We start from the raw sequence: 24,266 nt of genomic DNA on the forward strand, positions 1-24,266 counted from the left end.
CTATTTTCCACGTATGCTAAAAAATTTTCAGGAATCGGAAACAAAGAATGAATAAAAAAACAGATGTTACTATTAATGAATCGGCGTCATCGGTTGTTCTCATCGATGCGGGAGTTGAATACCTGCATCTTCAATTTTACCGATCGGACGGTTCTTCAGCGGAGAAGATACTGGTGAGGGATCTTACCATAAAAAATAATGATGAAATCACCAGCTTATTTCGCGGCAATAATGTATTTGCTGAAATTGATGCCCTGGACCAGGACAGCGCTAACGGGCCGTCAATATATATAACGGGAAAGCTTGCCGATATCACAAGGGCGGCTCTTGGTAAAGGAGAGGTTATTATCCCGGCTGCCTCTTTATGGGCCTCGGCCCTGCGATTGCTGCGGCAGCACGATGGTCCCCTGCAAACCCTGGGAATAATAGACCTGTCTGCCTCGGGATATAACATCATCTGTATTGATCACAATGGAAAACTCCGCGAAGATTCACTTATTGTTAATCCCAAATGCGGTGCCGGGTCGGGAGTAAACCTCAGCAGAATACTGCAGAAACTGGACATCACGAGAGAAGAGGTTGATGTTCTTCTGAAGGAATATCTGGGCAGTGAAGGAGCGGAAAAACGTAAGAATATCAGTGTCCGATCTGATCGATGCGGGGTTTTCAGTTCTTCGGCCACCATCTCCGATAAAAATCAGGGGATACCTCTGGATCATGCACTGGCAGTGACTATGAAATCCGAAGTCATGAAGCCCTGTAATAAAATTCCCGAAGGAATCGACGTGGTATATCTCACGGGCGGTGTGTTCCGCTGGCAGTTTGCGCGGGATTGCGCCGAGGACATTCTCAAGGGGAAAGGTATCAATGAGATACATTATGATGAAGACAAGACCATCATTATTGAAGGGATGAAATATCTTACCACGCTGCTGCATGACAGGTTCAGACCGAGGGAAGAGGAAAAGCTTAAGAAGGTGAAAGCCCTCATCGAGCTCCCCTCGTATGAATCGGTTAAAAAAAGATATGAGGAAGAATCCCTTTATTTTCGCTTCACCGATAACAGTGTCAGGGCAATGGATAATTCAATGATTCAAAATATTCCTGTCAATATGGCCCTGGACATCGGGTCTACCATGGCAAAGATGGTCGTAACGAACGCGGAAAACGGTGATATCCTTTTCACCGATTCATATGAAAATCACGGTGATACCATACAGACAGTTAAGCATATCTTTAGCGATCTGCGGGCACAGGGGATAGAAAGACTGAATGTTCAGAATATGGGGCTCACAGGAAGCGGCAGATACCAGGTCCAGAAAGCCATTGGCGCTATCTACCCTCATTTGAAGGACAGGATTTATGTGCTGGTTGAAAACTATGCTCACGCCAGGGGAGCCATATCCTATGCCAAGGAGCATATCAAAAAACTGGAAGAACAGGGTGTTGGGCCGGTTAATAATGAGTTTTGTCTTCTCATAGATATCGGAGGTGAGGACACCAAGGTATCCATAATCTCCCTTGAGAAGGAAGAGCTTTTTGATAATGCCATGAATGTCAAGTGTTCGGCTGGAACGGGAAGTCTCATGGACACCCTGAAGGCCATGTTCGGTATAGATAATGTTGCCGAGGCCTATAACATGGCATTTACCGCCGATAAAGCCTATAGAATCAATGCCACCTGTGCTGTATTCCTCATGGAAAACGCCAGGAAAATGCAGGCCGAAGGTTTTCCACGGGGAGAGATACTTGCCTCGTGTACACATGCCATCGTGGAAAATATGGCCAGGACCCTTTGGGACCAGGTGGACTTTCCCCGTAACGCCGTGGCTCTTCTGCACGGCCAGACCATGCTCAGTGATCCGCTGCCCCTGGCCGTAACGGACCGTATACAGGGTTATACCGGATCAAAGACGTATTGCATCGTTCCGCCCCTGCCGGGACACCGGGCCTGCCTGGGGCTCATTAAGACCATGGAGGATATGAAGCTGCCCCTGATTCAGGACTACAGCATTTTATCGGACCTTATCGATTTTTCATATGAGAAAAAACTTTTCGTTTGCCGGGGCGCTGCCTGCGGCGATAAGAATGCCGTCTGTTCCAGGACGCTGCTTACGGCACAACTGGGCAGCGGTGAAATTAAACTGCGTCTTGGCGGCTGCACAGCAGTGAACGAAATGGAAGCCCGGCTGGACAAGGGGAAAAGAGCGGACACGCCCGACGCATACCGCGACATTTGGCGTTTCATCGACGGCAAAATGCCACGTAGTGATGAAGCGAAACGTCTTGTTATCCCAAGGAGTTTTGCCGTTTCCGAACAGGCATATTTTCTGGGTCGCATTCTCCATCACCTCGATTTTCCCATTCATATCGATAATGTGACGGAAAAGGATATCCTGGAAGGACAGCCTCTTTTTCCCATCGATTCATGCGCACCGAACATCGGTGCCACGGGCCAGTTCATGCGACTGGCCAGGGAAGAAAAGGGGATGATACTGGTTCCGCAGATAGACTTTCTCAATTCAGGTCAGACGAGCCTGGGCCGGACCTGTACGACAAACCAGGGAGGGCCGCTCATCGCGCTTCATTTTGCCGAGAAACACTATCCCGAGGCACATTTTCACGTCATGGAGCTGAACCTCAACAAGGATGATCCGGCATACCTTGCGGATCAGATGCATGAAAGAATGGAGGCCGTGTTTGAATGGTATGGCAGAAAGATACCCAAGGCGGACGTCCTTGAGGCCATACGGAAAGCACAGGTCGAGTTCCGGCAGCTTCACGACGATGTAGCGGAGATGACCGCCGATTTCATCCAGTTCGCCATAGACAACAAGCGAAACATTTCCATTGTGACAGGGCGTGAATACATCCTCAATCCCGGAATTTATGACAGTCATGTGGGAAAACTTTTAAAAGATAAGGGAATAGTCGCCCTGCCGTCGTATGTTTTTGAAACACATCTCGATGAGCAGTTTAATTATATTTACTGGCGGAATCCCCACGATATATTATCAAAAATATATGCGATTACCAGGAAGGAACTGCATGCGAGCGTAATCAACGAGAGGCTTAAGAAGCTGATACGGCAGATTGAATCGGGTGTGGGCGAGACGCTTATTTCCATTGTAACGGTTTCTACGTTCCGGTGTGGTCCTGACAGTGTAACGCTGCCGGTGATTAATGAGATCGCCCGCGATTATCCTTCGCTGCTCATTCAGTCCGACGCCATGATTGCCGAGCTGGCGCACCTGGAAAACAGGGTCAACACGCATATAAACCAGCTGGAAAAACACCTGCACAGCGAGATCAACAGAGATGAAGAAATTCATTTTGATCTTAAGATATTGAATAATATCTTTCTCGATGCACTCAATCCTGAAAATGATGTTCTTTATTTTCCCACCCTCGATGACAACAGAATGATGATCAGCGTTTTCAGGGCCATGGGAGTGACGGTTGTCGATAACTTTGATGATGATACGTACAATCTGGAAGAAAAGGCAAAAAAGGGGCGGAAATACATGGGCGATTCGGTCTGTGTTCCCCTGGCGGCGGTTCATACGGATATGATAAACGCAATCGAGGATTTTATCAAAAAGAAGAAAGAGAAAGATCCCGTGGTTGAAGGAAAGAACAGGGTCGTTCTCTTCATGCACGGAGGAGACGGCCCATGCCGCCTCGGGCAGTATGTGCATCTGTATAAAATTTCCTTTGACCGGCTTTTCGGACCGCGGAGTTCAGGTGACTCCGATAAAAAGAGCACCAATATAAGGCTCATCGAAAATGTTTCCAGCAGTCTCCTGGGGAAGGATGATTTTACCGCGGAAGTGGAGAAGTGGGTCGGTATACAGGCCTACCAGTCGCTGATTCTCCAGGGATTATTTCACTCTATGTATCTAAAGGCTGCATCGCAATGCACTACGCCGGAAAAATTTCAGGCCATGGTGGATGATTACCGGAAACTCAAAACGGAGATATTCTACCGGTTGGAACACAAGGTCAAACCGGGGAAAATAGCCACGGCTTTTGTTGACGGTGTAAGCAAGATGATTCCCCCATTGGGCGGACCTGCCCTGTATTTCGCTTTCGGTCTGTATAACAACAACGGATTCAGAAAAATGTTGAAAAAGTTCAGGAAGAAGTGGATTAAAAAAACGGGAAGCGGCAAGCGAAATATCCGTATCCATGTGGATGGAGAAATCTATATGCGGGTGGCCCAGCTGAACGAAATTCTTCTATCCGTTATTGATGCCCTGGGATATGGCAATTTTGAACTATCCTATTCACCCATCTGGATATTTTTTGAGAATGTTCTGGAAGCGAGAATTCTCGTGGCCAACCGGGATATAGAGCATTTCAGGCACGAGATACTTGCCACGGATAGTGAGGAAGAAAAACAGAAACTTCTGAAGCTGATAAATGACAGGGAATTGATCAAAAAGGATACGGAACGGACCATCGGCAATTTCAGGAATATTCTGGCCGCGCCGCTATACAAGGCCGCGGGACTCCCCATGTCGCATCCAATGAAAAAGGTTTTTGCCGCGGCAAAATCGGTTCTTCCCACATTCAAGCCTTTCGGAGAACTGGTGCCCTATACTGGAGAGACAATACTGAACATTCGTGACGGCGTTGATCTCGTTCTCAATGTGGCCCCCGAGGGATGCATGGTGTCATCCATGGGGCAACTCCTGACCCCGAAGATTGTCAGCGAGGGAGGGAACCCGGCAGCCATGGTGCAAAATCTATTTTCCATGGATGGAGAAATCAATGAAGAAATACTGCAGCTTGTTATATTGAAGATACTGGGACCGGAAGGGTACTACCGGAGATGATTCAGCATTCATTGGCCTCATGGAACCGGGACTGGAACGGCAGCGGCCTTATACTGTCATATAGGGCCGTGCACCGGATCAATGGGCTGGATTGGCGGCTATTTTTTCAATAGCCACTTTCACCACTTTTTCATAGGACATGTCTTTCTTCGCGGAATGAAGGTTCTGTTTATACAGCACTCCTTTGTACGAAAGTGATGACCTGTAAGCAGGTTTGAGATGGTTGAGAGCCAGCGCTGCCATGTCCAGTAAGCAGTCCTGGCAGTGGCAAACATCTCTGTTGTCGCCCAGTGACAGCTGTCTTTCCAGTTCATCAATGACCAGGGTCTCAATTTCGTTGACCAGAAGATCAAAATCATAATCATCTTTCAGAGCCATCTCAGCCTCCTAAATGCATAATACCTGTGCTTACAAAGTATCACCAACAGGGGGACAGTTCAAATAAAATTATCATTATTGACGGGTCTTCCATCGGGAGACCATACCTCCTGCAGCGTGAATAAAATATGGGATTATGGAAAAAATGATTTTCATTGAACGCGTGATCCCTTATTATAAAGTATGAGGCCTCAATAGTATTCGTAGTATAACAGCGATTATTGCGGCAGGGAAGGTTTAGAGAATATGACGGAAATCCTGAGTAAAATTCCAGGTTTGTCACCTGTTCCTTTAAATACATGTTTCAGGAAATGATGAACCGGGGAAGTTGAAGTCCTGGTTCAACAGGGGAAAGCGGAGAGGTTGAAACGCCTGAAAAACAGAAAATGAGCATATAATAGCTATTTATTTAATTAAACTGCCAGAGGGAGTATCCACCATGAGAAAGAAAATAACTATCAGTCAATTCTCCGATGAACTCATCGCGCGGATTGAAAAATCAAAGGGCATTGATTGCTGTAAAACGGAGATCAAAAACCTGGCTGCCATTGCAAAAGATAAAATAGGCAATGAGCAGATAGAAGTGGAATGGAAAGATAATTAAAAGCGCCCCGCCATTCACCTTATCATTCCTTCCCGGCATTGTCTTTTCCGTATTCCAGGCGGGAAAGCAGGCTGTATGCTGCGGGAACTACTACGAGGGTCAGGACCGTTGAAAAAATAACGCCGCCCAGTACTGCAACTGCCATGGGTATGCGCGATTCAGCACCGGGACCAACGGCAATGGCAGGCGGGATGGCCGCTGCAATGGTTGAGAGTGTTGTCATTACGATCGGTCGCAGCCGGACCGGGCATGCCTTGAGAAGCGCCTCTTTCACGCTGAGACCCTCGTGACGCATCTGGTTGGTGAATTCGACAAGCAGAATAGAATTCTTTTTCACCAGACCCATGAGGAGAATGAGGCCTATGAAACTGTACATGTTGATCGTCTGACCGGTTATTACGAGAGCTATAATCGCGCCGGTGAAACTGAAGGGAAGAGCAAGCAGCACGGTGAAGGGATGGATATAACTGTTGAACTGACTGCCCAGGATCATGTATGCCACTATGATTCCGATTATGAGGGCAAAAGTCAGGCTGGAAAAGGATTCCCCTGATGTTTTGGCGGTACCAGTCACATCGACGCGATATCCTTCCGGCAGCATTTTTCGGGCCATGGTAATGGCATAATTAAGCGCTTCCTGCTGTGACGATGTTGGAGATGGATTGGCGTAAATGGTTATGGACCTGGCACGATTCACGCGGGAAATTGACAGCATTGACCGTCGTGACACGACATCAACGACCTCCGAGAGCCTGACCAGTTCCCCCCTGTTATTCCGTACAAAGATTTTTTTTATGTCATTGATTTTCCTGCGGTCCGTATCCGCCAGGCGTATGCGGATGTCATAGCGATGACCTCCTTCGGTAAATTTCCCGATAATTTTACCGCCTATCATGGCGCCAACGGCATTACCGATACTGGTCATGCTGACACCCCGTTCTTCAGCGGCAATGCGGTTGGGGATGATATTTATCTCCGGCTGTCCGAGATCGTAACTGGTATCCACATCAACCATTTTACCGGATTTTTTCATTTCATCGGCGATTTTCGTGCTGTAGTCACTCAGCCTGTCCCAGTCGGGGCCCTGTACTACGAATTCAACGGGATAACCGCGTGAAGCGGAAAACCCCCTCATGGACAAGTCCTGAATCGATATTTTCATTTCATCGATGTATCTTTCCGCCTGTTTCCGGATATCGATCATGACATCGTTCTGCGAACGGCGCTTGCCGGTTTTGGGGTCCACGGGGCGATCTTTCGGCTGTTTGAGGTTGACGAAGATCATAGCACTGTTTGTTTCTCCTCCACCAAAACCGCCTACGGCACAGTATATCGATTTTACATCGTTGATGGATCGAACGAGGGTCTCAATTTTTTTTGTGGATTCGTCTGTGACCGAGATTGAAGACCCCACGGGCGTTTTTAAACGTAATATGAACTGGCTCTGGTCCATAGCCGGAATGAATTCCTTCTTTACCATCCCGAGGAGTAGAAGGGAAGAAAAGAAAATTGCTGAAGCGGTGATAATGACAGTCCAGCGGTGATCAAGAGTGTAGGCCAGGGCTTTGTGGTAAGCGACTGACAAGGCATCGAAAGCGCGGTTGACACCGCGGTTGAGTATGCTGTTGCGTTTGTTTATTTCAAGAAACTGGGAGCAGCGCATGGGGGTGAGCGTCAGGGCTTCGAGGAGAGAAAGAATTACCGCGATTGATATGGTGACGCCGAATTCAAGAAAATATTTTCCGATGATGCCCGACATGAAGGCGACCGGAAGAAAAATAGCTATAATGGCCAGTGTCGAAGCCAGGGCGGCAAAGGTGATCTGACGGGCCCCGTTACCGGCGGCAATTACCTTGTCCTGTCCCATTTCACGATACCGCGTAATATTTTCAAGTACCATGATGGCATCATCGACTACCACGCCGATTACCAGAGAAAGGGCCATGAGCGTAAACGTGTTGAGCGTGAAACCGGCAAAGTACAGCACGATGAAAGTGCCGAGCAGCGAAGTGGGTATTGCGAGAATGATGTTGATGGTCGAACTGAATGAGCCGAGAAACAGGAAACATACGAGACTGGTCAGGATGGTGGAAAGAAAAATAGTAAAGACAAGTTCGCTCGTGGAATCCTTGATAAAACGGGTCATATCATTTGTTATCTGGAGTTTATATCCTTTGGGAAGCTGGGGATTCAGCGTATCAAGGAGCTTCCTTACATCGTCGGCTATGGCAATGGCATTTGATTTCCTCTGCTTTATGATGCCGAGACCGATAGCGCGTTCGCCGTTAAATCGTGATATTCTCCGAATGTCGTCAAGGTTATCTTCTACACGCGCCACATCCTTAATAAGAATCCTGCTGAATACAGGCGAGCCGCCCCTGAGGGTTATGGGCAGGTTCGCGACGGCGTCGACCGTGTAGGCCTCTCCCAGGGACCGTATAACAAATTCCTGTCCCGTGGTTTCCATCCTGCCGCCGGGAACTTCTACATGCTCCCGTCCTATGGTGTTGATAATATCGTCTACCGTGAGGTCATAGAGAGACAGTTTGTCTTTATCAACCCAGATACGCAGGTTGCGGTCTACATATCCGCCAAGCCTAACATCGGCGACGCCGGAAATTGTCTGGAATTTGTCCCGGAGTTCGTATCGGGTGAAGACCATCATTTCTTTTAAAGGACGGTCTGATGTAAGGGCGATCCACATAATGGGAAAATCCTCGGGGTTCCGTTTGCTGATTATGGGAGGATCAATATCTTTGGGCAGGAGACGCTGCGCCTGGGCGATCTTTGTCTGGACTTCCTGGAGAGCAACGTCAACATTGCGATTGATATCCAGCTCCACGGTGATACTGGTTGAACTGTCCCTGGATGTCGAACGGACTTCCTGTATGCCTTCAACGCTCATAACCGCATCTTCAATCACGTCGGCAATGTCGGTTTCCATTATTTCCGAAGAGGCCCCTTCGTATGTAACGTTGATATTCACTACAGGAAAGTCCACGTCGGGAAGCTGGGATATTCCCATCCGATTATAGGAAATCAACCCGAAGAGCATGAGACCTGCCATGAGCATCCATGCGAAAACGGGATTTTTTATCGATATATCCGATATGCTCATTTTGACTCTTCCGAATTTTTAAGTATGGATATGCCCCGGCCCGACAGCTCGTTGACGGCGATACCGCAGCGAATCCTGTCCAGGCGGTGCTGGAGCACGATCCGGGCGTAATCATTGCGCGCGTTCTGCAGTGATTCCAGTGTTGTCAAAACATCAAGAATGGTAACCAGGTTCAGCCTGTACTCGTTCATTATCACTTCATGGTTCCGTTCCGAGGCATCCAGGGCCTTCCGGTAACTCTCAGTTTCAGCAAGGGAACCCTTCCAGGCCTGGAACGAATCGCGTATCTCTCTTTCAGCATCTTTCCGTTTTGCCGCAAGATTCAGTTCGGCCTGCCGTTTAATAGAAAAACGTTCTTCAACACGGCCGGGAACTTCACCGGCCAGAAGTGGAATTTCAAATCCCAGGGCCCCATAATACTCGGAACCGGAATTGGGGCTTTCCTGATAGAGCCGGTAGGCTCCTTCGAGGTACACGGAAGGAAATTGACCTCCTGCCGAGGCCCATATATTGGCCTGGGCAAGCTTTACCCTCTCAATTTCAGCCTTGATATCCCAGCGGTTCTCCACCAGGGGATTGATAGGGTCAGGTATTTCTGCAGGGTCGTGCAGATCACTTCCTTCTATCAATACGGCATCGACGGGAATACCGGCAAGAGCGTGAAGCTCCAGCCTGCACCGCATAAGCTCGCTTTCAAGGGCCCTGATCGTGGCCTCGATACGGTAGATTTTCTCACTGGTTCTCAGCAGGTCGCTTCTGCGGCTTTTTCCCACGAGGACCCGGCGGTTCAGTTCCTGCATTGTCTTGAGGTACAGGTCACGAATTTCATTGCTGTTTTTTAATGACTTTTCAAGCTGGAGGATATGGAAAAAGCAGTAAGCCGTGCTGTCGAGAAGAGCTCCCGCACTGTTTGCCAGCTCATACCGCGCAATGGCTGATTCATAACGGGCGTTTTTAAAAGCCGTTATTTCATCGAGACCGGTGATGATGGGCTGCCGCGCGTAAAGGCTGATACTTGTCTGCTGCGTAGACGATGATTGATTGTCGGGTTCAAGGAAGATAACATTCCCCTTTATGGAAATACGGGGAAGAACTGACCCAATGGCCTGATGTTTCCGGGAACGGGCCTGGAGCAGAATTTCACGGGCTGCGGGAAGCTGCTGGGAATTATGGACGGCCAGGGCATACACATCGAAGAGAGTCAATTCAGTCTTAACAGAAGCGATTTTGATGTCGTCGGCGCTTATGCCGCTCACTTCATTGATGACTTCCGCCGTACCCATGATTGAGCCCGTTAACAGAAATGCAAAAAGCAGGCAGGTTTTTTTCCCCGCTCTTTTCACGGCAATTCTGTTCCGGATTTTAGTGCTCGATACATTCTTCATAGTATTGTATTTTAATGAATAAAATTGATTATTTCAACATTTTTCCGTATCAGGGAAAGACCTTAGGGAAAACGAAAGTATAGTACCCGGAATGAGTTAAAATAATTCAAGAAGAAAAATCAGGAGTTTAATATTTTCATCTCCGCGTCGTTATGGTTAGACCACGGTTTTTAAAGACCGGTTCCACGGGGTGTTAAAAATATTGAAGATTGTCCAGTTTCAGTCCGATTCAGGGGCCGCAATACAATGCAATGCTATTTTTTGTCCCGGCTGAAATAGAGGTGGGGGGAATTGTTGAAAACGCGGTCTTTTACCGTAAAAACCGTGAAGGGTTTTTTGATATGCTGGTGAAAAAGGATGTCATGGCCCAGGCAAAGGCCTATTTCAATAACCAGGCCGGCATCGCTTTTATTTATGGTCTCGGCCTGTCCGATGGGATTGCAGGACACCGAGTCTCCCAGGGAATCGACAATATCCTTTTCCCTGAGCCCCTGGATGGTACACCGGAAAGAGGAAACGGAAAAACCTTTTTCGGTAAGAAAGGCGTGTACATCACGGGCAAGTGGTTCCAGGCCGTAGCAGTAGGCCAGGGCTATGTGTTTATATCCCTGTTTTTCGGAAAATTCGGCTATTTCTTCAATGCGCGACAGGGTTCCGGCGCGCCCGCCGGCCACGAGGCTGTCGGCATCGGCGTATAGCCTGGAAATATTCTCATCATGATATTTCCGGAGCGTGGATTGACCTTCACCGGTGCAGTCCACGCTTTTTGCTTTACAGGCTTTTGAATTGCAGTTAACGCAATTCAATGAGAAGCACTCTCGTTTTCAATATCCCGCTCGGCCGCGATTGCGGCAATGGTTCCATCGGCAACAGCAGTGGTGATCTGGCGGTATCGCTTGCTCACTACATCACCGGCTGCAAATATCCCCGGTATGCTGGTATGCATCTGGTCGTCGACCTTCACGTATCCCCACTCATCGAGTGCCAGTTTATCGGAAAAACCGCTCAGGTTGGGTTTCATGCCGGCGAAGATAAAGACGCCGTCGGCGTGCATCGTTTCTCTTTTGCTGTTTTTCAGGTTTTCCACCGTGACGGTCATTGTTCCGTCCTCATTGCGGACAAAGGCTCGGGGTTCATGTTCAAAAATGAATTCAATTTTTTCATTGGCAAAGGCCTTTTCCTGGGCTACCTTGTTGGCCTGGAGCTTGTCGAACTGGTGGACGATGGTAACCTTTCGGGCGAACTTTGTGATGAAAAGCGATTCCTCCACGGCACTGTTGCCGCCGCCGATAACGATGACATCCTTCCCTTCAAAATATTTGGCGTCGCAGGTGGCGCAGTAGGATATGCCCTGTCCCTTGTATTCTATTTCTCCCGGCACACCCAGCTCGCGGTACGCCGAGCCCGTGGAGATGATGATCTTTTTGGCTTTTATGGTCTCGAATCCGTCGACGAGAATGGTTTTGCCCGTCATGTCAACATCGGACACATCCACGGCGGCCCGGAGCATCATCCCGGCGTTTTTTGCCTGTTCGTTCATGTAATGCATGAGCATGAATCCCTCTATGGGTTTTTCAAAACCGGGATAATTGGAAACCATGTGCGTCGTAGTTACCTGTCCTCCCGTGAGGGCAATATCAACCATGATGGTTTTAAGTTTCGCCTGGGCAGCGTAAATGCCGGCCGTGAGGCCCGAAGGCCCGCCTCCCAGGATGAGCACATCACATTCCGTGGTGACGGGTTTTATCTTTGCATGAATTTCCTTAACACGTGCAGGAGCGAGCATGCCGTCGAGCTGCTTCACCAGGTCGGAGCGTTTTATCCCTCCCATGAGGCGGGGGCCCGCTTCTTTTCCGTCCTTGTAAAAGAGTACCGTTGGGGAACCGGTCACTTTCAGGCCCTCGGCAAGGCCGCGGTTCTCCTGGCGGAAAATTTTTATGAAGGTAATATCATCGCCGTACAATTCACTGAGCGGTTCATACTTTGCGGCCAGGGCCTCGCAGGGCGGGCACTCCGATGAATAGAAGTCCACTACCACGGTACCATTCTTGAGCACCTTCTCTTCCCAGTCTTCGGCCTTGATATACAATATTTTTTCAGACATCACATAACTCCTTTTTCGTAGTATAAAGATATTCCCATTTCCAGCAGCCTGTCAACGGGCCTGCAGTCAGGGGACTGAATATTCCCGGTTTTGTTTTTTGCCACGGCAGCACATCCGCCTCCGCAGATCAGCTGCAGGGAACACTGGCGGCATTCCGGTATGGACGTCACGTCACGTTCCTCCCAGGTTTCAATTATATCAGCTTTTAATGTTTTTTCAGGATAATATGAACCTACTTCTTCGCCGGCCTTGCCCACATTGGCAGTGCAGGGATAGATTTTTCCCGTGTAATCGAAGGACCATTCCGTCTTGCAGCCGGGACAGGAATCAAAAAGTGGATCGGGAAGCTCGCCGTTATCATAAAGAAAACGCGTAACCGAAAAGGCGGGCCGGTGGAATTCTTTGATCTGGGGATGTTTAAGCATGAGGTTGTAGATTTCTTCATAGAGGCTTACCCGGTCGTAGAGACGAATACTGTTGGCCTGGCAGTGGTGGAGCTCGTAATTCCTGCCCAGTTGTGTTTTAAACAGGGGATTGCCCGTCCAGCCCCTGTCAACGGCAAAGGAGGCCAGGGCGGGGAGGTCGCCAATATTCTCACTGTCCAGGACCATGCGCAGGTTGATAGGTAATCCCGCCGTCAGGGCCGCGTCAATGCCCTGGACTATGCGGTCAAAGGTTCCCTGGCCGTTTTTCAGGGCGCGGCGCCGGTCATGGACTTCTCTTGTGCCGTCCAGGGTAACCTGGACTTCCCTGATCGGGGTTTTCGAGGATGAAAGCATATCCACGTAGTCTATAAGATTATAACCATTGGTCACAATGGCGATGCCCGTATTGCTGCGGCCGGCATGGTCAAGTATCATGGCCAAATTATTCCGTGATGCCTGGTCGGGGAGAAGGGGCTCGCCGCCGAAGACGGTGATATATTTTTTCCGCCCGGCGAATTCGCTGTTCACATAATTGAAAAAGGCCTCGATTATATCTTCGTTCACGCCCGTGTGCTGCCAGGCGTATTCATCCTGGTAGCAGTATGAACAGGCGAAGTTGCAGGCATACTGGGGAACGAAGAATATCTGTATCTCGGAACTGTCGCGCCCGTCTATAAAGTCGAGATAGCTTTTTCGGTAGAGTTTATTCTCTTCCTCTTCATCGATGAGGTAGCCCTTGGCGATATATTCGTCGATATCGCTGTAGCTGCCCCGGGATATTTCATCGGCTTTTTCCGGCGTCAGGATGTCGGCATTGCGGCTCAGGGCGTTAAGAATGAAATAATTCCCGGAGCCCTTTATTTTTGATACGATGTTATATTTTGAAAAATTCATTATCAGTTTCCTTCTAAAAATCAGCTGCGGGTTTGCACCCGCAGCTGACCGTGTTAGTCGTGGCAGCCGGCTACGATGCTCGAAATCTTCGCGCAGCACTGCGCTACCTGCTGATCGGAATCAGCCTTTTTTTGAATCAGTGACTTCATTTGTATCTCCTTATTGTTAAATAAGTGCGTTGTTATTTGTAACCCCTTATGGTGAAACTCGAAACCTCTATTTTCCCCTTGGGATAGGGTGCGCTTTCTTCAATTATTTCAATGTTGTCAAATCCGGCATCCCTGAGCTGTTCCATGTATTCATCACGCGTCACGGAACCGGCCCAGCATTCGGCCACGGCCACGGGATCGTTGCGGTGCTCTTCGGGCACCGGTTCCGATGAGTAAATGTCGCTCACGACAAAACGGCCTCCCGGTTTCAGGACACGGAATATTTCCTTCCAGACACGGTTCTTGTCGCGGGCATGGTTGATGGTGCAGTTCGATATGACCAGGTCAAGATGATCATCGGCAACAGGTATTATTTCCAGTTCAGATTGGAGAAACCGCACGTTGTTCACATCGAATTTTTCAGCGTTCTTCCTGGCTTTCTCGATCATACCGTCGGAGACGTCGAGTCCGTAGACGAAACCGTCGGGGCCTGTCATATCGGCGAGGCGCAGCACGTCGTTTCCGCGGCCGCTGCCCATATCCAGGCATATTTCCCCTGTCTGCGCATTTGTATAATTGATGGCACCTCCGCACGAGAGACAGCAGTTGCTCTCGGCCAGTGAGCTGTACCGTTTGTTGATCTGGCCCAGTATTTTAACGTTTTCCATACTTGCCTTACTCCATGGAATGCAGCAGGATATTCAGCGCCTTTTTCACTGTCTCAATATCGCCGGCATTTATCTTTGATCTGATTTTATCTTCGCATATCTTCTTTACTTCTGCAATCTTCTTTTTTGCTTCCATGCCTTTCACGGTTAAGGATATCTCGATATAGCGGCGGTCATCTTCAGCGGGTCTGCGGTGCAGATACCCTTTCTGGATAAGCCGGTCCACGATCCTGCTGATGCGCGAGGCTGAAAGATTCATCCTCTCCGACAGGGAATTGGAATTGATTTCCTCATATTCTTCCAGTGACAGGAGCAGGGCCGATTCACGGGAGGAAAGTCCCAGGTCAGCGCCGAATTCATCGAGGAGGGAATTGCATCGTTCCTTCAGGTGGATGATGTTGTCGAGAATTGTCTCAGTCATATTGTTTGTCGCTGTAAATAGTTGATAATGACAATAGTTTCATATAACAAATATAGTGAATAATTGCGGAAAGTCAAGTTATTAGCAAAGATTCTTTAAAAAAAATAAGAAGATAGATAATGCTACCGACAGTAAAAAAAGTACGTCAGGAACATTTAGGTAATGAAAGAGAGGAATATATGGATTAATCAATATTATAAAATTCTACTGGGTCGGAAATTTCAGACATAATTCCCTCACCATTACTTCCATAGATGGAGACACGGTAGTAATAAGTTCCTGGCGGGTAGGATGAATCATAATAGGTTGATGAAGGATAGCCTGTATCAACAGGCTCTATCCCTGTCAGGGAATAAGGACCATTTGCTGATGTAGAACGATAGATACGGTATTCAGAGGCGTTACTGGCATCTACTGTATCAATCGTGATAAAATTATAAGTTCCTTCGGACCCGGCAAATATTTGAGTTATCGGTATCATCTTAAAGATGAGATACGTTTCTTGACCGGCGGTCAACGTTACTGTAGCCTGAGCACCCCAGTTAATCCCTGAATCGCCATTCGCTGTAATTATAGTAAAAAGTCTTTGAGGGCCTGCTGGTATTTCAAAAGTAAATTCTGCTGATTCATCTGAAAAGTTCTCAGGCGTATATTCTATGGGCTCCATTCCTGATCCGGTTACTGTAATAGTTAATGAATCCGGTGTGTATGACCAGGCATAGGCCGGTGAACTGAAAAGCATGAGAAACCGGTCAATAAGCGATTTAGGCTTAACAATATGCTCTGCTGCGGCAGTATTTCTGCCTTCGATGTGAATGGTAACAAGGGCTGTGTCTCCGGAGAAGCAGCCGGAAAAAACACATAACGTAACAAAAAGTAACACTAAGACCAAGATAGTCTGTACGCTTTTTTTCTTCATAACTCTGTCCCTTTGTGTGAATAGATCATAACTTATGAATAAATATATTTTTGCATGAAATTTGTAAAGCAAAAATATGTTGTGTGGCATTCACATTAAAATCATGTTTCAGGCAAGTCAATCCCTGTGATACGCAAAGATATAGGAGAGTGGGCAGGCAGTGCCTTTTACTGCCATGAATAAAACCTTGATGGAAGGCAGATAAATAAGAAAAATTAATCCGTGTTACTTGGCTGGAAAGGGATTACTCTGAGGATCAGTGGGCAATCCTTCTCCATATTCTCCAATTACTGTAACTTTGTAGAAGTATGTATCAGATGGTGACGTGGAATAGTCGTATATCCAGCATTCTTCTTCACAGTTCCCCAAAATATGATTGGCTACAAAAGTATAAGTCCCTTCTCTGGTATTTGATCGATACAGGCGGTATCCCAGAGCATAGGGGGATGCATTACCGAAACGCACACTCATATACTCCCCGTTGTTATATACTTCTGTCAAGGCTGTAACAGGAATCATTTTCATGACAATATTTGATTCCTGTCCCGCTGTCAGTGAAACACTGCTTCGCCCTAACCATGTTACTGAATCTTCATATTCAAAACACGCCAAAGTAATTTCACGGTTCAATCCTGCTGGAATCTCCAGACTGACTGATGTAGTCTCGGGGGTAATAGAATCAAGCATGATCGTTTCCATGTCGGGAGCTGTTATGGTTAAAGAATATCTTTCCCTGTCATCGCTCCAGGCATAGGCCGGAGAACTAAAAAGCATGAGAAATCGCTCAATAAGAGATTTTACCTTAAGAGGATGTTCGGCTGCGGCAGTGTTTCCGCCCTGGATGTGAATAGTCACAATTGCCGTGTCGCCGGAGTAACAACTAATGAAAGAAAAAGCTATAACGAGGGACATGCAAATAGTAAGAGCTATTAATACTATTTTATTTCTCATAAAATTTATCCTCATTAGGGTTAAATTCTTCATACAGCTATGTTCCCGAATCAATTATTTTATGAATTAATTTGGCATGCCTGAAACAGCATCACTCAATACCCCCAGACCGTCAGCGTCGCTTTCTATGGCAATTTTATAATAATATGTTGTTCCATATGTTACATCATAATCATAGTAAAAACCTGTAGAATATGTTGAAATTGTTGTTATTTCATTATAAGGACCATTGATATTTGTCGATCGGTAGAGTATATAACGGGAAAAATTATACTGACCACCAATGATTCCCCATGTGACAGTAAGCTCTGTTGAACCTGAAGCACTATAAATTGCAGTTTTTGGTATCATTTTTATTGTTACATTTGCTTCCTGTCCTGCCGTGAGACTTACTGTTGCTTGGCCGCCCCAGACATCATATCCCCATGTGGAATTATATGCAGTAACAGTAAAATGACGATTCAAACCAGCGGGCACTTCTATGCTGAATTGAGTAGTACCGGAAGCGATGGGTGTCAAGGGAATGGTTTCCATGTCAGGCCCTGTGACGGTGTAACTTAAATTATCACGAATGTCCTCCCAACCTCCGGCATGGGCAGGAGAACTGAATATTTCCAATATCCGGTCTATGAGTGGTTTAGTCTTTTCCTGTTTAAATGCAGCCAGGTCGTTCCTCTCCAATCTTATAGTTACGATGGCCATGTCGTCATTAAAACAATTGGTGAAGAGGGCGGCAGCGGCAATTATAATAGTGCTGATTAAAATAGATGATATCGTTTTTTTCTTCATATTTACACTCCCAGTGACAATATATGATATGTGTGATATGGCATCGTTACATTTGTAAAGTATAAAACGCTTTGTCCTGTTTAAATATACTAACTCCACAAAAGAAGAAAAGTGTAATTTTTTTCTTTTGTGGAGTGACTATTGCATAAATAAATATATGCAAATTAGTATTGCTGCAGGTATACTTTTACCGGGAGTCTACACTTTGTCATGGCAATTCTTCCTGATCGGAGAAAGCCGCCGTATAATACTTTGTGTCAGTGGAATCTTTATAGTCGAGATGTAACGTGTAAATTTTCCCATTTTTTGACTGGTATGCTGAAAACCAGAGCTGACCATTATATACCGATGTGGTAAGGGGGCTCAGGATAAAGTCGGCATCATCCGTTGACTGCGGTTCATTCCATATTCCATCGAAATAAGATACATAAAAAAGAGAGCTGTAACCCGTCATCCGTACGGCCATGGGGCTGCCTGTCCCATAGTCAAAGAATGGGTATGTCATAAAAAGATTGTAATTATGGTCGATGAGCGTTATAGAATGCTCTCCGGTCCATTTGGTTCCATCATAGTAGTTGATATATTGGTCGTATGAGACTGCAATTTTATTATTCAATGACACTGCCCGGATATATGTATGGCCATAGGCATTGAACTGGACTAAAGAAGTACTGAATGTATCATTGAAATCAGCAGGTCCGATCCAGTCGCTGCCATTATAATACAGGTGAAATATGTATTGATTTTGATCAGTTGTATTTGTAGGGACTGAATTAAAGAAGATATGAATCTGTCCATTTTTAAGTTTTACAGCCGCAAGACTTGTATACATAGAATATGTATATGCCGTACCGGACCACATGAAAATATAGTCGCTGTCAATAACCGGTACATTCCATGAATTAGCTGACATATTATAGTCAGCGTTAAGAATCTGGTTGCGGGAGGCAAAAAATATGTTAATAATGCTGCCCACCCTGACAACCTGGAATCCTCCAGCCATGGTGCTTCCCGATAAAATGTTTTGAGTTATAACAGGCTTTCCGGGCTGTTTTATTACTGCAACAGGACCGTCTGTACCGGAGCTGGCGACAAATGCGTAGATATCATTGTCTATGTAGGATGTGTGAGTTGAACTCCCTGCCGCCTGATTTCCGGTGATAGTATAAAGAAGTTCCAGGCTGCTATCCCCAAACTGCATGGAAAATATACGAAGATAGCGGTACGTTGTAGAACCTGATGTATAATATTGAAATGTGGATATATAAATGTTCCCATTGTTGTCCATGTCGACAGTCTGGAGGCACATGCCTGAATATTGAGATGTCATACTTAAACTGACAACCGGACCGGTTGTCAGTCCATGCTCATAACATTGTATGTTCAATGAGCTGTCGATCGTATTTATTATTACGGATTGTCCTTTATCGTTTCCAGCTACCATAAAAGTACGAATCCATCCAGACCATTCAGTTGAGCCTTCGATATATTGATCCTCTGTGTGTCGGGGAAACCACTTATAATTAAAAGCATCGGACGGACTATTACCACCGGTGCCGCCGCAGTACAGGAATATCATCGAAAGAAAGAAAATAAAGAGCCTGATAGAATATTTCATAATTACCTCTGAATAAATTAAAGCCATAATAGAGTCATTAATAGAATAACTGCTGTTATGTCAATAACGATATGAATATTATCGTATCAATCTTCGCATCAGCCACTCGAAACCATATTTGAATTCAATCCTGCCCCACAGTGAAGATAAATACATCATGATGAATATGAATGTGCCTGTTATCATTAATGTGGTTCCGGCAGAAAATGTTCTGTGCAGTCCTATCATCCTCAGGGCTTCATTAAAAAGAACAATATGTACCATGAACCAGGTAAGTGAAGACCTGCCCGTGAGGGTCAGAGCCCCGGCTATTTTTCCCCGCAGAAGATCCCTCAAAACATAGAAGAATATCAACAGAAACAGGGCGATCCCCAGCAGCATGAACGTGAGAGCCGGCAGTGCCGGATAAAAATAGGGCAGCCAGGCGAATATTCTGAAAAATGTGCCGTAGGTTGCAAAGGCATAGCCGTGCCTGTACAGGGCCATGAGCGTGATGCCCGCGGTAATACATCCGGCGGCGGCCATGAACAGGTTCACTATCGTCTTTTTTTCTATCCAGCGCTTCGAAACTATGCCCGCCATAAAGAAAGCGGCCCAGGGGAAAACAGGAAAATGTCCCTCGGCAAAGACGAGGCGCAGGAGGCCGCCCGTCATCCCCGCATTGTTCATGTGACTGTTGTTCAGGAGGAGGGGCGTTCCCAGCATGGTCTGAAGGAGCGCGGCGGAAATGACAACGAAAACTGCGAGAATCAACAGATACACGGTTTTCATGCGGTTCAGAACGGGCGCGATCATGAGGCACAGGCCCATGGTATGGAGCACGTACCAGGACCAGGGAACAAACCAGTGAGGCGTAAGAAGATTCAGGATATATCCGCAGCCCAGGACAAAGAGCCCCCGTTTGACCAGGCTCTGACCCCTGTTCCCCTCCCGGGCCAGGAAGAGCGCCGAACCCATCCCCGAGAGCAGGAGAAAAACCGGCGCGGCGAAATTTCCCGCAAAGTTCAGGCATACCATGACGGGATGTTCCGGGAAGGTCATGGCGTAGGACAGCCACTTCTTTTGCCAGAGCCAGGTCAGCAGGTGCTGCTGTACCATGAGTATCACGGCCAGGCCGCGCAGGGCGTCGATATATGCGAAGCGTTTATTCATGCCGGGCACTGTAGCATTATCAATGGCTTTGTGTCAATCCGAGTATAAGAAATTTATCAAAATAAAAGACAGATTCACAGGAAGAACGCGAAGGACGCGAAGAGGACCCCGGCGTAGAAAATCAAAACATATACAAATCTATTGTCGCCACCCCTGGGAGGGGTTTAAAATATTTTTAATACTTCCAGAGTTCTACTCTGAAGAATTAAGTGGATTCCGAACCCAGGAAGAAGATTTATAATGATATTAACGATTCAAAAACCCCCTATGGGGGTGGCAGCTATGAATTGAAGGTAGGGAGCAGATATATTTGCCGGGGGCCACTCTCCCAGTTATATCTTTTTCAGTAAAACATGTTGACATAGAGTTTCACCTGCCGCTACTATTCCCTGTTTCAGTAAACCGGCATCAAAAAAAGTGACGCTTCAGTCAGAGAGGAAAGGTACAGATGGACAAAGTTCTCAAATTTATCAACACGAAACTTTCCCTCTGGGTCATTATCTTCGCCGTCATCGCCTATAATTTCCCCTTCCTGTTTCTTTCGGTGAAATCGTACATAAATGTTTTTTTTGCCATCACCATGTTCGGCATCGGCCTGGTCATTACCGAAGAGGATTACCGGAACATAATCCGGTCGCCGTGGCAGATACTGTACGGGAACCTGTGCCAGTTCACCATCATGCCGCTCCTGGCCCTGGTGACGTCGTGGCTGTTCAACCTTTCCGATGAAATCACCGTGGGCCTCATACTCACCGGCGCGGCGCCCGGGGCCATGACCAGCAATGTAATATCCTACCTCTCCGACGGCGACGTGGCCTATTCGGTTTCACTCACGGCCGTGGCAACGATACTGGCCCCGGTTCTGACGCCGCTTATAACACTGGTCCTGGCGGGAAAATATATCCCCATTCCTTTTATAAGCATGTTCATGACCATCATATACACCGTGGTTATTCCGCTCCTGGCGGGGTTCGCCATACGGAGGATGTCCCCCGCCTTTATCATGAAGCTTCACGATGGTCCAGCCACGATTTCCGTCCTGGCTATCGTTGTGATCACTTCCTATGTCGTGGCCGCCAACCGGAACAACCTGGGGCAGGCGACAGCCCTCATATTCGGGGCCGTGGTTTTTCATAACCTGACAGGAATGGTGCTGGGTTTCCTTGCCGGCAAAGCGGCGCGATATGATTTCAGAAGGACAAAAACCCTTTCCATCGAGATAGGCATGCAGAACGCCGGACTGGGTGTGGTGTTGGCCCTTCAGCATTTTTCCGCTGAAGTCGCTATCCCTGCCGCCATATTCACCATCTGGTGCATTGTATCGGCGTCCCTTCTTGTTAATTTCTGGAAATTTTTCAGCCGCTTTAATACCGCGGCAGCGGAATCATAATCAATAATTACCTATACAGGGGTATCGCATGAAAAAATTTGTATTTATTCTCGTGTCATTGCTTGTAATCACAACACTTTCCTGCAGTACGGTCCCCATGCAGGAACGAAAAGAAAAGGTGACGGGCGTTCTGGAACTTCTCAACCGCGGCGACCTCCAGGGTGTTGAACGCGAGACAGGGGGCATTCTTTCACGGGACAGGGGCAATCCCTACGCGGCTCTCCTGCGCGCCATCGAAAGATATATCAGCATGAGCATGGACCTGTACCGGTTTTTCAATACCAACTTCAGTGAATTTGAACAGGATGATGACTTCAATATAAAATTGATCCAGGATAAATTACAGGAAACGGACAAGCGCCTGGAAGATATAATGGCCGACCTGGAGACCGCTTCAAAGCACAAGGATATGAAGATAGCCCTGACACCGGCGCTGTGGCATTTCGACTGGAACCAGGACGGCGTTTTTGCCGATGAGGACCGGGCCTTTCTCGAAGTGGAAAACGACGGACAGGGAGGAGACATCCCGGAAGGAGATCCGCGCCGCAGGCCTGAAGTCCATTTTGATCACGGTGATGTGCTGTGGGCCATGGCCTATATCCATTTTCACCGCGCCGTAGTGCAGGGCGCCATGGCCTTTGACTGGAATGATATAAAGACAACCCTGCAGAGCGTGGATGATACGGGTAAAATTTCAATACGGATAAAAACGAAAAAAGTGCGAGATGCCCGGGACTCCATTCTCCAGGGACTGGCCTTTTCCGGCGCCGCGCGAAAAGCCTATCTTGCTGAGAGTGATGATGACAATGAATGGATTCCCAATCCTCGCCAAAAGAGAACGGCCCTGCCGCTTCCCGTTACGGAAGTACACTACGAGGCCTGGGAAAATATTTTATCGGACCTGAGGCTCATCGTCACCGGGAAGGAGTGCCTGAAGGCATCGGACCTCATGAGTTTTTTCCAGATATCAACGGAGTGGCATCCCAAGGGGTACTTTGATCTGGGAGGAATGTTGAGTAATCCCAAAGATATTGATATTGAAGTGACCAAAACCATGGCATTCATGTCCATCGGCTACCTCGACGGATTTTTCGAAGGCATCTGGGGAAAGTTCTATGCCTATGATAAAAAGGCCTCACTGCTGCCCCTGCGGCTTATGAAAATGAAAAATGAAATTGACCTTGGCCAGGATTCCCTGGAGGACAAACTGCGGTATCTGATCTGGATCAATTAGCGGTTTGCCGGGATGCATTAATGTTTTTTATTTGAATCTCGCCGTTAACCTTTAAACCAGGAAATGATAAACGTACATTATTTCCAGCGTAACTCTTTGCGTCTTGGCGCCTTTCCAGACGAATACATTCCTCGAACGTGGTTATTGATGATATGATGCTGGATTTCATGATGTGGATGTTGCAATAGCACTTTTTATTTCAAGCCTGTTCTTTTTTCTTTTTCTTTTCCCTGGAAACTATATCATGCAGGTCTTTAAGTCCCATCATCATTGCTGTTTTTAACACATTTTGATATCCCATCCCCATGAATCGGTCAAGGTCATGTGCGTCTTCATAGACCTCGTGGGTTATGTTTATAGTAATTCTTTTTGTTTCGGCTTTATAAACTTTCTTCTTCTTGTCTGCCTGTAACATCATGTCGGATAAATCAGTTTTATCATAATACGACGCATCAATTTGCTTTTTCTTTTTCATGGTGAATTACCTCGTTATAAATTTCTTTTTCATTTTTCCTCATATTTCTCGCCGTTACGATTGTGCAAGTTTCTCGATTGTAGACTACAAGAAGGTATTTTACGCCATCCTTTCCGAAATAGAGATCCAAATCTTCATCTCTGGTGCTTGGGTAAACAATAACATCTGTTTCTTTGTTGAGGATTGCCACGATCGATTCCCTGGAAATTATGCGCTCCTCCATGCAGTCGAGACTGTGCTTCGAAAATTTATTCATGCATATAATATATGTATAATGTATGTTATTGTCAACGATAATTCAAGATAGTTAGTCGGCAAAGCCCTCTTTCAGGGCTCCTGCCTGAAAAGTGTGAGGAGCGGACCTCTATGCTTGCGTGATTGGATTCCTTAATTTTTACCTGATTTCAGGTATTGAGGTAAAATCATAATAATATGGAATGAGCCATATTTTTTTATAACCTGCGGTAACTGAACCAGGGGCTCTGTCCCTTCAGGGGGCAGCTCAGGGCCGGACAGGATATACTTTCTTCATCAGAGGGGCGGGGGACGGAAATGATTCCCCGGTTTCCCTGGTCCGCCCATTCCTGCGCTTCCTTTCTGGTGCGCACATATCCCGCCGAATACACATTTTCCTTAAAACAGTGCCGGTATCCGTAGATCAGTTCATATGAACGCTTGCTGGTCATGGGTTTCGCGTTATCGTATTTAATTTATCATTGACAATATAACAATAGTTGAATACTATTCAAATATA

At 46.9% G+C, this 24,266-nt stretch carries 20 protein-coding genes; 4 read left to right on the forward strand and 16 right to left on the reverse strand.

The features are described 5' to 3' along the window. Positions 1-47 precede the first annotated feature (47 nt). Positions 48-4,838, forward strand: coding sequence for a hypothetical protein (locus CVV44_22700; protein ID PKL35188.1), 4,791 nt, complete (start codon positions 48-50; stop codon positions 4,836-4,838). A 78-nt stretch (positions 4,839-4,916) separates the two neighbouring features. Here CVV44_22700 and CVV44_22705 read toward each other — a convergent pair whose 3' ends face one another. The 10 genes from CVV44_22705 to CVV44_22750 all read right to left on the reverse strand — a co-directional run bounded on the left by CVV44_22705 (position 4,917) and on the right by CVV44_22750 (position 16,428). Then, entirely contained in the window at positions 4,917-5,216 is a 300-nt protein-coding gene (locus CVV44_22705) for a competence protein ComFB (protein ID PKL35189.1), read from the reverse strand. Positions 5,217-5,842: 626 nt separating this feature from the next. Then, complete coding sequence (locus CVV44_22710) at positions 5,843-8,938, reverse strand: multidrug transporter AcrB (protein ID PKL35190.1); 3,096 nt, start codon at positions 8,936-8,938, stop codon at positions 5,843-5,845. Continuing rightward, positions 8,935-10,323 carry a hypothetical protein gene (locus CVV44_22715; GenBank protein PKL35191.1) on the reverse strand — a complete coding sequence of 463 codons (1,389 nt, stop codon included), beginning with the start codon at positions 10,321-10,323 and terminating at the stop codon, positions 8,935-8,937. Before CVV44_22715 ends, CVV44_22710 begins: the two co-directional genes overlap by 4 nt. 254 nt (positions 10,324-10,577) lie before the next feature. Then, complete coding sequence (locus CVV44_22720) at positions 10,578-11,129, reverse strand: hypothetical protein (protein PKL35192.1); 552 nt, start codon at positions 11,127-11,129, stop codon at positions 10,578-10,580. Further along, positions 11,126-12,427, reverse strand: a complete 1,302-nt coding sequence (locus CVV44_22725) for a thioredoxin-disulfide reductase (GenBank protein PKL35193.1) — start codon at positions 12,425-12,427, stop codon at positions 11,126-11,128. The genes CVV44_22720 and CVV44_22725 overlap by 4 nt, the downstream gene beginning before the upstream one ends. Next, entirely contained in the window at positions 12,427-13,746 is a 1,320-nt protein-coding gene (locus tag CVV44_22730; GenBank protein ID PKL35194.1) for a radical SAM/SPASM domain-containing protein, read from the reverse strand. Before CVV44_22730 ends, CVV44_22725 begins: the two co-directional genes overlap by 1 nt. Before the next feature lie 181 nt (positions 13,747-13,927). Next, positions 13,928-14,563: a methyltransferase type 11 gene (locus CVV44_22735; protein PKL35195.1), complete on the reverse strand. Its 636-nt coding sequence runs from the start codon at positions 14,561-14,563 to the stop codon at positions 13,928-13,930. Positions 14,564-14,570: 7 nt separating this feature from the next. Next, positions 14,571-14,984: a hypothetical protein gene (locus CVV44_22740; GenBank protein ID PKL35196.1), complete on the reverse strand. Its 414-nt coding sequence runs from the start codon at positions 14,982-14,984 to the stop codon at positions 14,571-14,573. Between the two features lie 184 nt (positions 14,985-15,168). After that, positions 15,169-15,993 carry a hypothetical protein gene (locus CVV44_22745; GenBank protein PKL35197.1) on the reverse strand — a complete coding sequence of 275 codons (825 nt, stop codon included), beginning with the start codon at positions 15,991-15,993 and terminating at the stop codon, positions 15,169-15,171. A gap of 135 nt (positions 15,994-16,128) precedes the next feature. Next, on the reverse strand, positions 16,129-16,428 hold the full coding sequence (locus CVV44_22750; protein ID PKL35198.1) for a hypothetical protein: 300 nt from the start codon (positions 16,426-16,428) through the stop codon (positions 16,129-16,131). Here CVV44_22750 and CVV44_22755 point away from each other — a divergent pair. Beyond that, complete coding sequence (locus CVV44_22755) at positions 16,427-16,657, forward strand: hypothetical protein (GenBank protein ID PKL35199.1); 231 nt, start codon at positions 16,427-16,429, stop codon at positions 16,655-16,657. The genes CVV44_22750 and CVV44_22755 overlap by 2 nt on opposite strands. Before the next feature lie 263 nt (positions 16,658-16,920). Here the strand turns inward: CVV44_22755 and CVV44_22760 are convergent, their stop codons facing one another. From CVV44_22760 to CVV44_22770, 3 genes are all read right to left on the reverse strand, one after another. Continuing rightward, on the reverse strand, positions 16,921-17,643 hold the full coding sequence (locus CVV44_22760) for a hypothetical protein (GenBank protein PKL35200.1): 723 nt from the start codon (positions 17,641-17,643) through the stop codon (positions 16,921-16,923). Positions 17,644-17,851: 208 nt separating this feature from the next. Next, positions 17,852-18,931: a hypothetical protein gene (locus CVV44_22765; protein PKL35201.1), complete on the reverse strand. Its 1,080-nt coding sequence runs from the start codon at positions 18,929-18,931 to the stop codon at positions 17,852-17,854. A 408-nt stretch (positions 18,932-19,339) separates the two neighbouring features. Continuing rightward, positions 19,340-20,413, reverse strand: coding sequence for a hypothetical protein (locus CVV44_22770; GenBank protein PKL35202.1), 1,074 nt, complete (start codon positions 20,411-20,413; stop codon positions 19,340-19,342). A gap of 448 nt (positions 20,414-20,861) precedes the next feature. Between CVV44_22770 and CVV44_22775 the strand changes: the two genes are divergently transcribed. Both CVV44_22775 and CVV44_22780 read left to right on the forward strand, forming a co-directional pair. Beyond that, the gene (locus CVV44_22775; GenBank protein ID PKL35203.1) at positions 20,862-21,803 is read left to right on the forward strand and encodes a hypothetical protein; all 942 of its coding nucleotides are present in this window, start codon (positions 20,862-20,864) and stop codon (positions 21,801-21,803) included. Positions 21,804-21,831: 28 nt separating this feature from the next. Continuing rightward, entirely contained in the window at positions 21,832-23,037 is a 1,206-nt protein-coding gene (locus CVV44_22780; protein PKL35204.1) for a hypothetical protein, read from the forward strand. 199 nt (positions 23,038-23,236) lie between these two features. On the opposite strand, the gene CVV44_22785 is transcribed toward CVV44_22780, so the two are convergent. From CVV44_22785 to CVV44_22795, 3 genes are all read right to left on the reverse strand, one after another. Beyond that, entirely contained in the window at positions 23,237-23,512 is a 276-nt protein-coding gene (locus tag CVV44_22785; GenBank protein ID PKL35205.1) for a hypothetical protein, read from the reverse strand. After that, positions 23,490-23,735, reverse strand: coding sequence for a hypothetical protein (locus tag CVV44_22790; protein PKL35206.1), 246 nt, complete (start codon positions 23,733-23,735; stop codon positions 23,490-23,492). Before CVV44_22790 ends, CVV44_22785 begins: the two co-directional genes overlap by 23 nt. A gap of 229 nt (positions 23,736-23,964) precedes the next feature. After that, positions 23,965-24,198: a hypothetical protein gene (locus CVV44_22795; protein PKL35207.1), complete on the reverse strand. Its 234-nt coding sequence runs from the start codon at positions 24,196-24,198 to the stop codon at positions 23,965-23,967. Positions 24,199-24,266: the final 68 nt, after the last annotated feature.

The organism is Spirochaetae bacterium HGW-Spirochaetae-1 (genome assembly GCA_002839375.1).
Lineage (GTDB): Bacteria > Spirochaetota > UBA4802 > UBA4802 > UBA5550 > PGXY01.

Excerpts from the sequence above, each read along its gene's own strand:
- CVV44_22700 (PKL35188.1), top strand. The coding sequence starts at position 48 with ATGAATAAAAAAACAGATGTTACTATTAATGAATCGGCGTCATCGGTT.
- CVV44_22705 (PKL35189.1), bottom strand. The coding sequence starts at position 5,216 with ATGGCTCTGAAAGATGATTATGATTTTGATCTTCTGGTCAACGAAATT.
- CVV44_22710 (PKL35190.1), bottom strand. The coding sequence starts at position 8,938 with ATGAGCATATCGGATATATCGATAAAAAATCCCGTTTTCGCATGGATG.
- CVV44_22715 (PKL35191.1), bottom strand. The coding sequence starts at position 10,323 with ATGAAGAATGTATCGAGCACTAAAATCCGGAACAGAATTGCCGTGAAA.
- CVV44_22725 (PKL35193.1), bottom strand. The coding sequence starts at position 12,427 with ATGTCTGAAAAAATATTGTATATCAAGGCCGAAGACTGGGAAGAGAAG.
- CVV44_22730 (PKL35194.1), bottom strand. The coding sequence starts at position 13,746 with ATGAATTTTTCAAAATATAACATCGTATCAAAAATAAAGGGCTCCGGG.
- CVV44_22735 (PKL35195.1), bottom strand. The coding sequence starts at position 14,563 with ATGGAAAACGTTAAAATACTGGGCCAGATCAACAAACGGTACAGCTCA.
- CVV44_22740 (PKL35196.1), bottom strand. The coding sequence starts at position 14,984 with ATGACTGAGACAATTCTCGACAACATCATCCACCTGAAGGAACGATGC.
- CVV44_22745 (PKL35197.1), bottom strand. The coding sequence starts at position 15,993 with ATGCCACACAACATATTTTTGCTTTACAAATTTCATGCAAAAATATAT.
- CVV44_22755 (PKL35199.1), top strand. The coding sequence starts at position 16,427 with ATGACAATATTTGATTCCTGTCCCGCTGTCAGTGAAACACTGCTTCGC.
- CVV44_22750 (PKL35198.1), bottom strand. The coding sequence starts at position 16,428 with ATGAAAATGATTCCTGTTACAGCCTTGACAGAAGTATATAACAACGGG.
- CVV44_22760 (PKL35200.1), bottom strand. The coding sequence starts at position 17,643 with ATGAAGAAAAAAACGATATCATCTATTTTAATCAGCACTATTATAATT.
- CVV44_22765 (PKL35201.1), bottom strand. The coding sequence starts at position 18,931 with ATGGACAACAATGGGAACATTTATATATCCACATTTCAATATTATACA.
- CVV44_22770 (PKL35202.1), bottom strand. The coding sequence starts at position 20,413 with ATGAATAAACGCTTCGCATATATCGACGCCCTGCGCGGCCTGGCCGTG.
- CVV44_22775 (PKL35203.1), top strand. The coding sequence starts at position 20,862 with ATGGACAAAGTTCTCAAATTTATCAACACGAAACTTTCCCTCTGGGTC.
- CVV44_22780 (PKL35204.1), top strand. The coding sequence starts at position 21,832 with ATGAAAAAATTTGTATTTATTCTCGTGTCATTGCTTGTAATCACAACA.
- CVV44_22785 (PKL35205.1), bottom strand. The coding sequence starts at position 23,512 with ATGAAAAAGAAAAAGCAAATTGATGCGTCGTATTATGATAAAACTGAT.
- CVV44_22790 (PKL35206.1), bottom strand. The coding sequence starts at position 23,735 with ATGGAGGAGCGCATAATTTCCAGGGAATCGATCGTGGCAATCCTCAAC.
- CVV44_22795 (PKL35207.1), bottom strand. The coding sequence starts at position 24,198 with ATGACCAGCAAGCGTTCATATGAACTGATCTACGGATACCGGCACTGT.